This window comes from Weissella fangxianensis (assembly GCF_024718545.1).
In the GTDB taxonomy this organism is placed as follows: Bacteria; Bacillota; Bacilli; order Lactobacillales; family Lactobacillaceae; genus Weissella; species Weissella fangxianensis.
Window position 1 is genome coordinate 1 of sequence record NZ_JAMXDB010000018.1, and the last position, 15,816, is coordinate 15,816.

The 15,816-nt window shown below is 36.9% G+C and carries 12 protein-coding genes; 1 reads left to right on the forward strand and 11 read right to left on the reverse strand.

Annotated elements, in window-relative coordinates; genetic code table 11:
• Positions 1 to 159: 159 nt before the first annotated feature.
• From NGR58_RS06045 to NGR58_RS06090, 10 genes are all read right to left on the reverse strand, one after another.
• Entirely contained in the window at positions 160 to 747 is a 588-nt protein-coding gene (locus NGR58_RS06045; protein ID WP_258088710.1) for a uracil-DNA glycosylase family protein, read from the reverse strand.
• A 4-nt stretch (positions 748 to 751) separates the two neighbouring features.
• Positions 752 to 2,443 (reverse strand): alpha-glucosidase, encoded by a 1,692-nt coding sequence (locus NGR58_RS06050; RefSeq protein ID WP_258088711.1) that lies wholly within the window; start codon positions 2,441 to 2,443, stop codon positions 752 to 754.
• A gap of 205 nt (positions 2,444 to 2,648) precedes the next feature.
• Positions 2,649 to 2,936 (reverse strand): PTS sugar transporter subunit IIB, encoded by a 288-nt coding sequence (locus NGR58_RS06055; RefSeq protein WP_258088712.1) that lies wholly within the window; start codon positions 2,934 to 2,936, stop codon positions 2,649 to 2,651.
• A 30-nt stretch (positions 2,937 to 2,966) separates the two neighbouring features.
• Positions 2,967 to 4,304, reverse strand: coding sequence for a PTS galactitol transporter subunit IIC (locus tag NGR58_RS06060; protein ID WP_258088713.1), 1,338 nt, complete (start codon positions 4,302 to 4,304; stop codon positions 2,967 to 2,969).
• A gap of 12 nt (positions 4,305 to 4,316) precedes the next feature.
• Complete coding sequence (locus NGR58_RS06065; protein WP_258088714.1) at positions 4,317 to 4,766, reverse strand: PTS sugar transporter subunit IIA; 450 nt, start codon at positions 4,764 to 4,766, stop codon at positions 4,317 to 4,319.
• Between the two features lie 265 nt (positions 4,767 to 5,031).
• Complete coding sequence (gene xylB, locus NGR58_RS06070) at positions 5,032 to 6,528, reverse strand: xylulokinase (RefSeq protein ID WP_258088715.1); 1,497 nt, start codon at positions 6,526 to 6,528, stop codon at positions 5,032 to 5,034.
• Positions 6,529 to 6,612: 84 nt separating this feature from the next.
• Positions 6,613 to 7,995, reverse strand: coding sequence for a xylose isomerase (gene xylA, locus NGR58_RS06075; RefSeq protein WP_075270228.1), 1,383 nt, complete (start codon positions 7,993 to 7,995; stop codon positions 6,613 to 6,615).
• A gap of 200 nt (positions 7,996 to 8,195) precedes the next feature.
• Complete coding sequence (locus NGR58_RS06080) at positions 8,196 to 9,374, reverse strand: ROK family protein (protein ID WP_258088716.1); 1,179 nt, start codon at positions 9,372 to 9,374, stop codon at positions 8,196 to 8,198.
• Positions 9,375 to 9,484: 110 nt separating this feature from the next.
• Entirely contained in the window at positions 9,485 to 10,864 is a 1,380-nt protein-coding gene (locus NGR58_RS06085; protein WP_075270230.1) for a sugar porter family MFS transporter, read from the reverse strand.
• Between the two features lie 253 nt (positions 10,865 to 11,117).
• Complete coding sequence (locus NGR58_RS06090; RefSeq protein WP_258088717.1) at positions 11,118 to 12,305, reverse strand: iron-containing alcohol dehydrogenase; 1,188 nt, start codon at positions 12,303 to 12,305, stop codon at positions 11,118 to 11,120.
• Positions 12,306 to 12,549: 244 nt separating this feature from the next.
• Between NGR58_RS06090 and NGR58_RS06095 the strand changes: the two genes are divergently transcribed.
• The gene (locus tag NGR58_RS06095; RefSeq protein ID WP_258088718.1) at positions 12,550 to 13,041 is read left to right on the forward strand and encodes a PASTA domain-containing protein; all 492 of its coding nucleotides are present in this window, start codon (positions 12,550 to 12,552) and stop codon (positions 13,039 to 13,041) included.
• Positions 13,042 to 13,369: 328 nt separating this feature from the next.
• Here the strand turns inward: NGR58_RS06095 and NGR58_RS06100 are convergent, their stop codons facing one another.
• Entirely contained in the window at positions 13,370 to 15,778 is a 2,409-nt protein-coding gene (locus NGR58_RS06100) for a glycoside hydrolase family 127 protein (protein WP_258088719.1), read from the reverse strand.
• Positions 15,779 to 15,816: the final 38 nt, after the last annotated feature.

Genomic DNA, 15,816 nt, shown 5'->3' on the forward strand with positions numbered 1-15,816 from the left:
CCGTATTTTATAAGGCGGAATACCTTGTAGATACATTGTGACAGCTTCAATTTGTACTTCTTTTGAAAACATAGTAAAACCCCGTAAGTTTTGGAAATTACTCCAACTTACGGGGTTCAGTTCAGATGCTCAGCGCATCTGTGCTTTTACTTTGTAATTTTACTTTTCGTCCATTAACTCACGTACGCGTGCCTGTAGTCTAGGCACGACATCTGCCTCGAACCACGGATTTTTCCGTAACCAAATATTGTTTCTTGGTGATGGATGAACGATGGGCATAAACTTTGGCTCAAATTCTTGTGAGCGTTTAATGACAGCTGTCATTGTTTCAGATTTTTTGATTGGCAAATAGTAACGTTGTGCATAAGCGCCAACCAAAATAATCAGTGATACTTTTGGCATATCAGCTAGCATTTTAGGATGCCATTTGTCAGCAAATCCTTTACGTGGTGGCATATCACCACTCTTTCCTTTACCTGGAAAATAGAAATCTAATGGTAGGTTACCAACTTTACCGCTATTGTAAAATTCATCAGCAGTAATTCCCATCCATTCTCGCAAACGATCACCACTTTTATCATTAAATGGTATCCCAGTTTGTTCTACTTTTGCACCAGGTGCCTGACCAATAATCAATATGCGAACATCAGGACCAACTTGATAAACTGGTCCAATACCACGCGCAGTATATGCTTGATTTTGTTCATCGGCCATAATGGCTTGCTTGATATCCAAAAAATCACTCATTCATCTAACCTTCTTCTGGTTTATTTCCCAAAACAATTGCACTATATGCGACCATTTTAACACGTTGCTTAGTTAGTTGCACTTCACCTACTTGTTCCAGAGCGTCCCCCGTCTGAACCAGACTAAAGCGCGCTGATTTTGGACTCAAATTAACCAGAACAGTCAGTACCTTTTGTCCTAACCGACGTTGGTAACCAACAACTGTTGCAGGCAGTGACCGCATTGGCTGGAAATCACCATTAATGATAACAGGCTCCCAAGTGGCATCATGATGTAATTCACCTAATGCTTGGTAATAATTTAGAACTGATTGTGGGTCATTTTCTTCAGCAGCAACATTGATACCTTCTCGATCAGTTCCCATGGCTAACCATGGCGTTGCATCTGAAAAGCCACCATACTGACTATCGTCCCACTGCATTGGCGTATGGGCATTATCACGTGATTTCTGATTAACTGCAAGCAAAGCATCTTCAGATGAGTAACCATCTTGCAAGGCTGTTTCATAATTGTTTATTGATGAGACATCATTAAACTCACCAATACTCTTACGCTCAAAATTCTTCATACCAATTTCTTGACCTTGGTAAATAAATGGTACCCCTGGCAAGAAATAATACATCGTTCCTAATGCCTTAGCTGCTTGTGGTGTCTGATATTGTGGGTCAGTCACTAACTTTGACAACACTCTAGGTTGGTCATGATTTTCCAAGACATTTGCTAACGAACCATGGGCAGCTGCCGTTGCCTCCTGTGCATTAAAGAAAGCATTCCGTAAATCAACTGGTGTCCAGTTAGTACGACCACGATACCACTCATCACCATTTTTCACTTCAATATTCATATATGAAAAATCAAATACCATTGAGAAGTAGCCGTCTTCACCAACAAATTTTTCTAATTCAGAATCTGCTAGACCGTATGCTTCACCAACCGTAACTGCATCATATTTGTCAAAGGTTTCTTGTTTTAATTCGGTCAAGAATTCGCCGACACCTGGACGATTACGCCCCTTCTTCACAACTGAAGCTAAACCATCCACATCATCGGCAGGAATACTTGCCCAGTCTAAGTCCTTCTTAATATGTGTAATTGCGTCAACGCGGAAGCCAGCCACGCCAAGTTCTAACCACCAATTGATCATGTCATAAATGGCACGACGTAATTTTGGATTTTCCCAATTTAAATCAGGTTGTTGTTTGGCAAATGTGTGGAAGTAATAGGTACCCTCTTCACCTGGTACTGGTTCCCAAGTTGAACCACCAAAAATACTACGCCAATTATTGGGTGCTTCCCCATTATTAGTCTTTTTAAAAATGTAGAAATCTCGGTATGGACTATCAGGATTGGCCAGGGCATCTTGGAACCACTCATGTTGATCTGATGTGTGGTTAACAACCAAATCCATGATGATTTTAATATCTCTTTTTTTCGCCTCAGCTAACAATGTTTTGAAATCATCCAATGTACCGAATTGTGGATCAATTGCTTGATAATCAGCAATGTCATACCCCATATCAACCATTGGTGATTTATAGATTGGTGAAATCCAAATCATTGTGACACCCAGACTTTTAATATAATCTAGCCGTGAAATAATTCCAGGAATATCCCCAATACCATCATGATTGCTATCCTGAAATGATCTTGGATAAACTTGATAAACGACATCATTTTGCCACCATTTCGTTGCCATGAATTAATTTCCCCCGTTAATAATTGTTGTGATTTGTCATTAATTAAAAACTTCCTAACACTGTCATGATAACAATTATCGTAAACGTTTATAATGCCTATGAAACAGCATTTGTATCAAATTTGAGGTAACGCTTATTTCTGATTATATTAAAAGGCAATCAGTGGTAAACATAGACCCCTGATTGCCTTTTTAATATCAAAAACTATAATTTTGCTTCAATTTCGTCAAACACTTTCTGTGTCCCAACACCAGTTAGTAATGAGACCCCATTAATGACCTTATCTTTAATTGCACTTGGTACCATTGTGGTTGAAACGACAATATCATAATCATCATTTTCAATGGCACTAACTTCATCAGCAATTTTAGATTGTAAGAACTTCACTTGATCAGTTTTTCCGACTGAAGCTAAGTACTCCTTCACTTTACCAGTTGCAATTGTTGATGTTGCAATACCAGTCCCACAAACGACCATTAATGACTTTGTCATGATTATATCTCCCCTTTTACTACAATTAATTTATTGTTGCTCTACTTTTTCTGTTTTCTCAAACTTATTTAGCCAAATCATTAGGCCAAGAACAATGACAAAGACAATCGTCATACCGCTCCACGACATGAGTTTTCCTAAGCCCACGATCAGTAAGGTTGTCCATGCACCACCATCTATCAAAACTGAAATTGATGTTGCGCCATCCATTGCAAAATGAGCTGATTTTGCTGCCGAGGTCAGTAATGGTGCAATCCATGACGCAATATACAATGAAACAGCGATATCAATCACACCACCAACAACAATTCTGAATACATTACCACCAAATACAGCTGCCATCACGGCTATCATAAATGGTATCGTTGCTAAATCTCCAAATGGTAAGACATGATTTCCTGGTAGAATAACCGCGATTAGTAATGAAACCGGTACTAAAATCAATGAAGCAGAAAGAACCGCTTCTTGACCAACAGCCAAAGCTGAATCCATCCCAATATATAAGTTACGTCCTGGAAAGTGCTTTTGTACCATGGCGTTAGCCGCTTCAGATATCGGTGACAAACCTTCCATCAAAATGGCGACCATCCGTGGCATCAAAATCAAAACTGCCGCTGTAGTAATTCCTAAATTCAAAATTTTCGTCAAATCATATTGTGCCAAGGCACCAATGATAATTCCGATAATCAATCCCATCACAGCTGAATCACCAAAAATCCCTAACTTCTTTTGAATGGTTTCTGGTGTCCAATGGATATTCCTTATACCGGGAATACGATCCAATAACCAGTTAATCGGCAAGGCCAGCACAAAACCGGGTGCTGAAATGCCATGTGGAAACGAAATGCCTTCTAAACCATAATGCTTCTGAATTGTCGGTGCAGACAAATCCGCTAAAAAGTAAAGTAACATCGCATGCACGATCATTGTGAACAGGCCTAAACCAAAGTTATTGGTTGCTGCATAGACTAACGATCCTGAAAACGCAATATGCCAATAGTTCCACAAATCAACGTCCAACGTTTTAGTCAAACCAATTACTAACAACACAACGTTCAAAGCTACACCAATTGGGATGGCTAAACTGCCTAGCGTTGTCCCATATGAAATGGCTGATGCGGCTGGCCAACCAACATCAATGACATCTAATGATAATCCAAAGTTTTTAACCATTGCCTGGGCAGCTGGCCCTAAGTTATCAGTTAACAAACCAAGAATTAAGTTCAAACCAGTGAATCCGATACCAATCATCAACGCAGACTTGAAAGCCTTACCTGGTTTAATTCGTAATACAATCCCAAAAATAAATAGTAATAACGGCAAGAACACTGTTGGACCAGCATCTAATAGCCATTTAATTACCCCCATAGCTTTCCCTCTCTACTCAATTCCCACATTATTTAACGTATCAATAATTTCATCTGTATCTTCAGCTAATAATAATTGTCGAATGCTTGCTTTATCTTGAATTAACGCTATTAACTTCTGTAGCATGGCCAATTGTGCATGTGTTTCCTTTAATGCCAACATAAATACAAACCTTACTTGAATCCTTTCACCATCCCCCATTTGAAAAAATGATACGGGTTCACGTAAACGCAATACGCCAAGTTGATCATAATTAACATATTCTGCATCCGTATGTGGCATGGCAATACCAATATTGACGGTTGCCAAACCAGTCGGAAAATCAATCTCACGTTTTAAAACTGCTGATTTATAAGAAGTTTTAACTGCCCCGCTCCTAGTCATTTGATCAGCAACTTTTCCAAGTGCTTCTTGATTATCAGCCGCAGCTTCATCTAGTAAAATAATTTCATCTGATAGCATCTATTCTCATCCCCACTAAACATTTCTATAGATGTTTTTGCAAACGCTCTCACTTTAGTTTAGCTAAATTATGCCACTTTAACAACTCAATTAATATTTTTATCATTTAATTTACTTTACTCTGCCAATCATAAGTATTTTAACTAGATATTATCACTAATAATATTTTCAAAAAGTAACTATCGAATTATTAATGCTGCGCAGCAAGTTGTTCTTAAGTAAAATAAAAAAATGTCTGACATTGAGGTGTCAGACATCTTTTTTATTATTTTCTCCTCAAAGCTAACAAATCATGTGATAGCTCGGCTGTTTGTCCATAAATTTTCTTGTATAATGCGTAGTATTCACGATAATGCGCCACATTTTCTGGTACCGGTTTGTAAGTTTTACCAAAACTAGTAAACTTATTTGCGGCTTCTTGTACACTATCAAACCAACCAAGACCAACAGCTGCTAAGATAGCTGCCCCCATTCCTGGTCCTTGTTCATTTTGAAGTGCTACCACTTTTGTATTAAAAATATCTGCCTGAATTTGTAACCATAACGATGACTTTGCACCACCACCAATGGCGACAACTGTATCAAAACTTGTACCAGCCGCTTCATAAATTTCAAACAAATCTTTAAATGAATAGATAATTCCTTCTAGAACTGATCGCACAAAGTCTGCACGGGTCTGTGTCCCATCAACACCAATAAATGCACCACGAATGTCTCCATCCCCACGTTCACCAACAATGTATGGCGTAAACAATAGACCATTAGCGCCAATTGTTGACGACTTTGCAGAATCAACCATTTCATCAAACGATATCTCACTAGCAAAGTTTTTCTTAAACCAAGACAATGAATAGCCAGCTGCCAACGTCACACCCATTGAGTAAAACTTATTAGGAATGGCATGATTGAAGAACGTTACTTTACCATGATAATTAACATCGGCTGTGTCCTCATACTTCAAGACAACTCCTGAGGTTCCTATCGACGACATGACCATATTTGGTTGCAGAATAGCTGTTCCAACTGCTCCAGCCGCATTATCAGCTGCTCCACCAATAACCTGTGTCTCAGTGGTTAAACCTGAAAATTCGGCATAAGCATCTGAAATTGATCCAACGTTATCGATTGATTGAATAATCTCAGGAAACATATTTGCAGGTAAATCAAATACTTCCTGCACCCGTTTTGACCAAGTACCTGCTGCAACGTCTAAGGCGACTGTCCCTGCTGCATCAGATATCTCCATTTGTAATTTACCGGTCATACGATAGCGTAAATAATCCTTTGGTGTCACAATTTTATCAATTCGCGAAAATGTCTCTGGCTCATTTTCTTTTAGCCACAAAATAGCTGGGAGTGTGAAACCTTCTTGTGCACGGTTACGTGTAATATTAATGAACTCATCACCCATTTGCTCATTAATTTTACGAGTCTGTTTAGATGCACGCGTATCATTCCATAAAATTGCTGGACGAATAATCTTACCTGCTTTATCCAATGTCACTAGTCCATGCATTTGTCCAGAAAATGAAATACCCTTAATTTGTTCCGCCTTTAAGTGGTCATTTAATATCAATCGTACGATAGCGACCGTTGTCCCACTAACCCATTCTTCTGGATTTTGTTCACTATATCCCGGTGCGGGTTGTGACAAGGGATAATCATATGCCTCCTGTGCAACGATTGTTCCTTGTCGATCAACAGCTGATACTTTAACTGCCGATGTTCCTAAATCGACGCCTAATACAACTTCTTTTGTCATAATTATTTCCTATCTTTTTTATATAAACAAAACGCTCCAATCAGTAATTAGATTGAGGCGTCTTGTGCTTGTATCCTGTCAAATTTAGTTAAAAGTTGGACCTAAAACAGAATAAATATAATTATTTAACGTTGCCTTAATTGCCTCAAGGTGTTGTGATTCAACTTTATCAAAGATTTCATCATTCGTCTTATGAAGAATATAATCTTCAAACGTCTTCAAAGAACCTTCACCATTTTCGAAATCTGCAAAGATACCTTTGTCAAATGATGCATAACGATCATGCTTAATCTTCTCTAAGAAGCCATCTTCATACATCTTCATCGCAACACGGAAACCAGCCGCATACGTATCCATTCCTGCCATGTGCGCATAGAACAAATCTTCTGGCTTAAATGATGCTCGACGTACTTTAGCGTCAAAGTTCAACCCACCCTTAGGTAGACCACCATTCAAAATAAATTCATACATAACCAGGCTTGATTCATAAATATCGTTAGGGAATTCATCGATATCCCAACCAGTTTGCTTATCACCCATGTTTGCATCAAGTGAACCTAACAATCCTGCTTCACGAGCAAAACGTGCTTCGTGCTCATACTTATGGCCAGCCAAGTATGCGTGGTTACCTTCAATATTTAACTTGAAATCCTTTTCCAAACCATATGTTTGTAGGAATGAAATAGTTGTTTGAACATCTGTATCATATTGGTGATCAGTTGGCTCCTTAGGCTTTGGTTCCAATAACAATTGACCAGTATAACCAATTTCCTTAGCATAATCACGTGCCATCTTAAAGAATGCGGCAATATGATCTAGTTCACGCTTTGTATCTGTATTTAATAGTGACTCATAACCTTCACGGCCACCCCAGAAGACATATGATTGTGACCCCAAGCGCTTGGCGATTTCTAGTGAATGCTTGATTTGAGCAGCTGAATAAGCAAAGACATCAGCGAATGGTGTGGTTGCACCACCAGCTAAGAAACGCTTATCCGTGAATAATGATGATGTGTTCCAAAGTAATTTCTTACCGGTTTCTTTCATCTTTTGTTCAATCTTATCAACCACTTTATCCAAATTAGCATTTGTTTCAGCTAATGTCCTTCCTTGTGGTGCCAAATCACGGTCATGGAAGGCAAAGTATTCTAGTCCTAACTTATCCATAAACTCAAATAAGTAGTCAACTTTTGCTAAAGCATGGTCCATGTCTTCCATGTCATCAACACCATCAACATCCCATGGACGAACAGCAGTACCTTCCCCAAACGGATCGACTAAACGCTGGTCCATGGTGTGCCAATAAGCAACTGAGAATTTCAGCCAATCCTTCATTGGTTTTGTTTCACCATTGATTGTAAATTCTTCATCAGGATTGTAATAGTTATATCCCTTAGTATCTAAGAAATCCAATCCTTTCTTTCCCCCAACATAATCTACTTTTGGAAAATCAAATAATTCAGTCATTTTTTTCACCCCTATAATGAATATCTAACTCTCGTTTGAGTTAGTCTGTTTTATGTACCAACCAACTTACAAGGACTATTTTAGACTGAAATATTAAATTTATCAACTGTTTTCTGTCAAAACAACAAACTTTTCTATCATTTAACGACCATAAAAAAATAACAATTGCTATAACCACAGGCTATAACAATTGTTATTTCTTATTTATTTTCTTGAGATGCAAATACCAAATTATATTCATCCAACCCCAGTACATGGTGGGTAATAATTGAACAAGCACCCAGTAACGTTGCACAATTTGATCGTTTTGTCATATACAGTTCTGGCACCATGTCTAAACTCTTTGTTGTTGTTTGAATGGCCGTAAAAATTCCAGGGATATCTTCCATCAATTTCGAATTAATAAATATTTTTTCTGGTGAAAATGACACTGATGCGTTGTAAATAACTCGCGAAATAGCGGCGATAAACAAGTCAACAACCCTTTGCGCATCCTTATCTTTTTCATGTAATAATTTTTCCAAGCCTTCACGATCCAAACCCGAAATTTTCTTTTGTTTTTGAATTCTTTCAATAATGGCATCTTCAGAGCAAAAGTTTTCAACTTTTTCAAAATTATATTGATTTTGTTCATCAATATTAGTAAACATCAACGAACTACCAATTTCACCGGCCGCTCCTTTCAATCCATGATATAAATTGCGGTTTAAAATAATTCCGGCTCCAATTCCTTTATGAATACTAATACTTAAAATATTATCATCACTTTGCGCCGCATTGAAATCTCGTTCGTATACAGCAGATAAATTAGCTTCATTTTCCAAGACAACTGGTACATGGTATTCGTCTTCAAATATTTGTTTCAAGTCAACATCTTTTATATCCCAGAATGGTGATTTCACAATTCTATTATCGTGTACCACACCATGTATAGAAAACGCAATGCCTAACAACCCATTTTCTGTATCCATCTCCGCACCAATTGTCTGGATTTGCTTCTTAATAATATCAATAGTCTTATAAATATCACGATTGTTAATTTCAATTCGTTCATAGCTAACACTTTTGCCGTTAAGCAAATTAGACATAATATGTAAATGACGGTAACCTAAATCAACACTTACTGTATAACCAAAATTATCATTTATGGTTACCAAAGTTGGCTTACGTCCACCCATTTTAGATGCTTCACCACTACCAATTTCTTTTAAATAGCCCATCTCATCTACTTCATTATACAAGGTCGTAATAGATGATTTATTCATACCCAAATTTCTAGCAATCTCAATCCGTGAAATTGGTGCATTATTAATAACCTGTTGGAGCACCAATCTTAAATTTCCTTGGTGGAAAGACTCTTTTTTTGTTCCTTCATTCATTATATTTTCTCGTTTCTAACTATTTTAGTTCGCTTTATTATATAACTTTATCATATTTCCTAAAATGATAAGGCATCAAAAAAGCCAGTCACAGACTGGCCATAAATTTTTTAAATTTCTGATTGATGTCCCTGTTGAACCTTAGGAGTATTTATATGTGCACGCATTGACTCTTCAATATCTTCAAGACTACGGTTACGTGTTTCAAATACATACCTTTTCACGAACCAAATAGCTATGAAGCAAAGGATACCATAAATTAAGAATAGACTTCCGGTTCCAAAAAAGTCTAGCAATGATGGGAATGTTAGTGAAACCACTGTATTTGCTGTCCAATTGATAACACTGGCAAAAGAGTTTCCCAATCCACGGATATTTAATGGGAAAACCTCACCAATCATAACCCACATAACGGGTCCCCAAGTTCCTGAGAAAAATGCAATATAAATCGTTAGTGCAATAACACAAATGACTGCAGCAGTTTGTGATTCACCGGAAAACTTCATTGCAATACTCATAACAATTAATGAAATTCCCATTCCTATGGAACCCACATTCAACATTTTTTTACGATCAAACTTATCCATAATAGCCACGGCAACAGCGGTTACTATAACATTAAAAATTCCAATACCAATATGCGCTATTAAGGCTGCTGATACACCAAAACCAACGTCAGTGAAAATAGTAGGTGCATAATATAACACAGTGTTGCATCCCATTACTTGTTGGAAAATAGCTAATCCGATTCCAATAACCAAAGCTGGTCTGGTCATCTTACCAAACAGTTCTGACCAACCACCACTTTTAATATTAGCCGCCTCATGAATGTTTACAAGTTCCTTATCGACAGCTTTTTGATTCCCCTTATTCATATTTAGCAGAACGTCTTCAGCCTTATCAGCTTGGTTAATCTTAACCAAAAAACGAGGACTTTCAGGCAATAATAGTCCACCAAAGAAAAGAATCACCGCTGGAATTGCTGCAAATCCAAGCATCCAACGCCAACCTGTATAGAATCCAGAGAAACCATAGTTGGTTACGTATGCCACAAAAATACCAGTCATAACCATTAACTGGAACAAACTAGAAACTGTACCACGCTTATCAGCGGGTGCCAGCTCTGCCAGATACGTTGGAATCAATGCTGATGCCGCACCAACAGCCATTCCTAAAATAATTCTGGAAATAACTAGTGTCCAAAATTCTGGTGAGAATGCGGATCCAAGTGCTCCAACAAAGAAAATTATTGATGATAGAATCAACAATTTTTTTCGACCAAATTTATCTGAAGATGGTCCAATTATGGCTGCCCCAAGAATTGCACCGATCAATACAGCACTAACAACCCAACCTTGTTGCCAAGAATTTAATTCCATCTGCTTTTGAATAAATAAAATAGCTCCAGAAATAACTCCAGTATCATATCCAAACAATAGACCACCTAAGGCCCCAAAGAAATAGATAAAACCTGTAGAAATACGTCTCATATTTCTTTCCCCTCTTTTTACTACTAGCTAGCAACGTTTTATTTAATTTTTAAGTAAGTTGGTTTTGTACACCAACTATTATAACACAACAAAATATGGTTGCAAAAAACGTTTACAATAAGGAATCATTTTTATAAAACAAATTTCTTGTCACAGAGCTATGCTAAAAAGCAGCCGAATTTACAATAAATTCAGCTGCTTAATATACAAATTATTTAATTAGCAATAGTCTCGCTTTATAACACTATATCTTTTAAATTGAAAATGCCAAATCACCATCATAGGCAGCTTGGAATATTTTAACAATATCTTCTTTCGTACCAACGCGTGGATTTGATGCGGCATTACCATCCTTCAACGCATTTTCAGCCATTAGTTCAAAGTCCTTTGGATCAGCACCAATTTCCTGAATAGTTTCTGGAATACCAACATCATCTGAAAGCTGCTTCATCCCCTTGATAGCAAGCTCTGCTGCATCACGCGTTGATAATCCTTCTGTATTTTCTCCCATAAATTCAGCTAACTCTGCAAAACGCTGTGGGTCAGCAATGAGGTTATACTTTTCAACATAAGGTAGCAATAACGCACAGCATACACCATGAGGCGCGTCATATTGACCACCTAATTGATGCGCCATGGCATGGACGTAACCCAAGTTCGCATTATTAAATGCCATTCCGGCCAACATCTCTGCCTCTACCATCTTTGTTCGAGCATCTAAATTGTGCCCATTGGCAACGGCTTCTCGTAATGATGATTCCACAAGCTCAATGGCTTCAATACATTGCGAGTCAGTAATTGGATTATGATCGACTGAAACGTATGGTTCAATTGCCTGCACAAACGCATCCATTCCAGTGGCTGCTGTCAGGCCTTTAGGAACATCTAACATTAATGTTGGATCATTAAATGAAACTAGTGGAATATTACGCCATGACACAACGACAAACTTCAAATGTGTTTCTTCATTTGTAATAACCGCATGACGAGTCAATTCAGAACCGGTTCCGGCAGTTGTATTAACCGCAATTAATGGTGGCAAAGCATTATCAAGTGTTTCTATACCAGCCAACTTCGTAATATCAGAACCATTAGTTAAGATAATTCCGGCACCCTTACCTGTATCATGAGCTGAACCACCACCAATCGTGATGATTGAATCAGCATTCTCCTTTTCATATAAAGCCTTCACGGCTTGAATGTTACGAATCTTTGGGTTGGGTTCAACACCGTTATAAATAACGTAGTCCACCCCTGCGGCTTCTAGTGATGCAATAGTTTGTTGTACCGCACCACCTTCTAAGCCTTCCAAAAATTTATCCGTGACTAATACTGGCTTTTTCATTCCCAGAATTTTAGCACGTTCCCCAATTTTCCCAATAACATTGGGACCAAAGAAGTTAACACTTGGCATTAAAAAATCGTAACTACGCTCAGTCATTATAAAATTTCCCCCTTTTAATTTGACCTGACTTGAAAAAAATTAATTCAACTCACCGTGGAAATATAGCTAATATCCCCCAAAGATATCGCTAAATCAAAAAATCCACCATATTAATTATATCATATATATATATTCATCTTCATTCTGAGATACCTAAAATCATCTATTAATTGCTAGTGAATAGTGTAGAATAGTTCCTAACAACAATTGTTATAAATTGACGAAAGGCATAAGGTGCATCATGGGAAAATTACAAATTATTGGTAGATTAGCAAGAGTAGTATCTGCTGCAGTAACTCCTGTCGCACTAGATGAGGCGACTAAAATTATCAATAATCAGCTAGATAAAAGAAAGCACTATGTCAAAATACCCGATGTTAAATCACTCCCCTTAGATGAAGCAAGCAAAGTTCTTGAACAATATGAATTTAACTATGCTCTGGTAAAGCTACCCGCCGATATTAAGTATGCCAACAACGATAGCGACACAATATTACATATCCTACCAAAAGGTGGCACAAATGTTGATCCAACAACCTTTGTAAAGATCTACTATGCAGATGCTGATACAATCGAAAAGAGTAATACCTTATTCAAAAATATGGTTGATCAAAAAATTGATAAGCAAGAAAAGCGCAAGCAAACCGTAAGGAATGTTGCCAATAAGTCTAAGCAAGTTGCAGCTGATGTTGGTAATAAAATAACACCACGTAAAAGGAATTCTGATAAGTAATTTAATATCATTCGTGGGGTTGGAACAAAATAATTGTTCCAATCTTTTTTGCATATTATCTTTTGCAAACTAATTAACTTTATCTTGCTTAGTTATTTTCCTTAATGCTTGAGCTGGTTTTAAACTAAATAAAAAATAGTTGAAGGAACTGAATCAATGACATGCTCACGAATTAATCAGCTTCTTCAACTATTTCACTATTAAACTTTTTAAAATTAAATAACTCACCAATTTTTTTAGATACTCTGCTGGTATTTCAACTTACTTTCTTCAAAAGTTTTGTTGTAAATCTACCACTCATTAGTCAAAAATGGCGAACAAGCGGTACCTATTTTCTCATTATTTTAATTTCAAATATTCTGAGACTAGTTTGACCATCCGAAAGAAAATCAAGCTTTAATTGCTGTCCCTTCGGACAAATATGAAACTTCTTTGTATAAAAGCCATCTTCATCTCCAGTTTCATTTGACGAAACAGACAAAATTTTATCGTCAGCTGGATTATCATTTAACCTAAACTTTAATCGTTTACCAGTATCTTCATTATTTAATAAGAACGATAATTCTAGATTACTATCCTCGTTACCTTGTAAGTCAAATGTATAGCCAAACGAACCGTTTTTATATGCCATACGATACGTATGACCCCATTGGTCGCCAACCTCGGAATTATCTTTTACCAACTGATAAGTAAATTCAGCATTATTATTATCAAAGTTAATCAAATCGGCAATCGTATTTTCTTTAATAACTTTTGCTTGCTCAAGTTTCATACGCCGCTGTTTTACTTCCCTTGAACCTGCCTTTTGCCATTCAAAATAAACGCCGTAACGAGATTTATACACTTGATAATATGGGATAAAATCATAATCTTCGGCTATATTAGGTAGCGTCATCTTAAACAAATTATCAGAAGCAAAATCAATCTGTACTTCATTTTCAACTTGTCCCTGCCAACTTGAAAAGTCAACTTCTGATGTCAGAGTTTGTGGAAAAGTTTCATCCCTAATTGCCATTCTAACCAGGACACCACCTGGATGATCCAAGTTTTGTTGCTCGATTTGTGAGTCCGCACACCCTGCTAATACATATGGTCCATACTGTAGCGCAACATATTTTTTATTATCCGGAGCGCTCACGACATTCAAATTCATCGCAAAATTAATTTTCACTTCATCTCCAGGTGCCAAATCAGAAATCTGCCAAAATCCATCAGCATTAACAAATCTCTCTACCTTTTGTCCATTGTGCAAGAGTGCCGAATCATCCCCAGCCCACTTTGGTTTCCTTAAATATAATTGAATTGGGTTAACGGGCTTATGACTATCAAGTTTTGATACAGTTAAGTCGAACTGATTTCGTTGGTTATTCCCACGTAATTTGATGACCAAATTATTTGCTGTAATCTGTAATTCGTTTGAGAAGTATAAATTAACATAGAGTTGATTATTTTTCTTAAAATAGTAACTATCACTTAGTTTTGTAAAATTCTCAATACCCGTTCCCGTACAGCACCAAAATTCTGTAAATGGACGGTTATAGACTTTTGTATAACCTGCAGCCATCGGTTGAAAGTATGTCATCATACCAGTTTCTGGATTTTGTGAGGCTAAAATGGTATTAATATACGTTTGTTCATAATAGTCTAAATATTTTTTATTACCCGAAATTGTAAATAGCAATCTCGTTAGTTTCAACATGTTATATGCATTACATGACTCACAGGTTTGTCCGCCATCTAATTCTTCGGCATCATGATATAGCGCTGACGGTTCTCTAAAATGTTCCCCTTGGCTATTATCACCAGTGATATAAGTATGATTATTAACGACAATGTCCCAAAAATTTTTTGCTGCTTGGTAATACATCATCAGGTTTGTCTGTTGTTTAGTATCCAAAAACTTATTTTGTAAGTCTTGATCTGTAAAAATAACATATCGGTGTAAAGCGCCAATCAATTTTGGAATGGTCGTATTAGCATGTTTACCCGACAAGATATCTTTATTTTCCGCTAATGATTCAAATAGTGTCACTTCATCAAAATATTCTGCAACTGTTAGAAAATGTGCATTCAATGTTATTTCAAATAGCTGATACAAAGCATCATTCATACCACCATATTCGATTTTTAACATATAAGCACTATCAGTCAGTTGAATTAGTCGATTGTAAACGTACTCACCAAACCTTTTAGCAATCGTTAACGCTTTGCCACTGATTTCTGGGAGTTGTTCTTTTAAATTAGTATATGTTGCAAGTAATCCGGCTAAAATTTTATGGAGATCATACCACGGTACTAAAACATTTTCCTTATCCTCAGCAGCAATAGCTTTTCCTTCCACTTCATCAAGTGCGACCTCTTTGAAGGCTGATACATATCCAGCACTTTCTGGATGCAATTTAGCATAATTTGTCTGAGCATCATATAATCCATTAACACTGGTTGCCAATTTGTTTACCAATTTCTCACGTATGACTTTGTTATCAACCATTAAAATTGCTTGAGACAGTGCCAAAATATAATGTCCAAAAAAATGTCCTCTAAAATTCACCTTATCACTACGTTCCCAACCCGCATATCCAGTAACATTTCCCGAATCAATACCTGATATCTTATCGAACTCAAACAAAAACTTTTTAGGCTCCAATGATAGTAAATAACTGATTGTATTTTCTTGAAAATGCAATATTTCATTGTCCAAAATTTTTACATTGTTCATACTAACTGGTTGTATCATCTTTCTCCCCTTCTAAATAATCTATAAGATATTTAATT

What these genes read in the sequence shown, in the direction of transcription:
- NGR58_RS06045 (WP_258088710.1), bottom strand. Translation starts at nt 747, where the DNA reads ATGAGTGATTTTTTGGATATCAAGCAAGCCATTATGGCCGATGAACAA.
- NGR58_RS06050 (WP_258088711.1), bottom strand. Translation starts at nt 2,443, where the DNA reads ATGGCAACGAAATGGTGGCAAAATGATGTCGTTTATCAAGTTTATCCA.
- NGR58_RS06055 (WP_258088712.1), bottom strand. Translation starts at nt 2,936, where the DNA reads ATGACAAAGTCATTAATGGTCGTTTGTGGGACTGGTATTGCAACATCA.
- NGR58_RS06060 (WP_258088713.1), bottom strand. Translation starts at nt 4,304, where the DNA reads ATGGGGGTAATTAAATGGCTATTAGATGCTGGTCCAACAGTGTTCTTG.
- NGR58_RS06065 (WP_258088714.1), bottom strand. Translation starts at nt 4,766, where the DNA reads ATGCTATCAGATGAAATTATTTTACTAGATGAAGCTGCGGCTGATAAT.
- xylB (WP_258088715.1), bottom strand. Translation starts at nt 6,528, where the DNA reads ATGACAAAAGAAGTTGTATTAGGCGTCGATTTAGGAACATCGGCAGTT.
- xylA (WP_075270228.1), bottom strand. Translation starts at nt 7,995, where the DNA reads ATGACTGAATTATTTGATTTTCCAAAAGTAGATTATGTTGGGGGAAAG.
- NGR58_RS06080 (WP_258088716.1), bottom strand. Translation starts at nt 9,374, where the DNA reads ATGAATGAAGGAACAAAAAAAGAGTCTTTCCACCAAGGAAATTTAAGA.
- NGR58_RS06085 (WP_075270230.1), bottom strand. Translation starts at nt 10,864, where the DNA reads ATGAGACGTATTTCTACAGGTTTTATCTATTTCTTTGGGGCCTTAGGT.
- NGR58_RS06090 (WP_258088717.1), bottom strand. Translation starts at nt 12,305, where the DNA reads ATGACTGAGCGTAGTTACGATTTTTTAATGCCAAGTGTTAACTTCTTT.
- NGR58_RS06095 (WP_258088718.1), top strand. Translation starts at nt 12,550, where the DNA reads ATGGGAAAATTACAAATTATTGGTAGATTAGCAAGAGTAGTATCTGCT.
- NGR58_RS06100 (WP_258088719.1), bottom strand. Translation starts at nt 15,778, where the DNA reads ATGATACAACCAGTTAGTATGAACAATGTAAAAATTTTGGACAATGAA.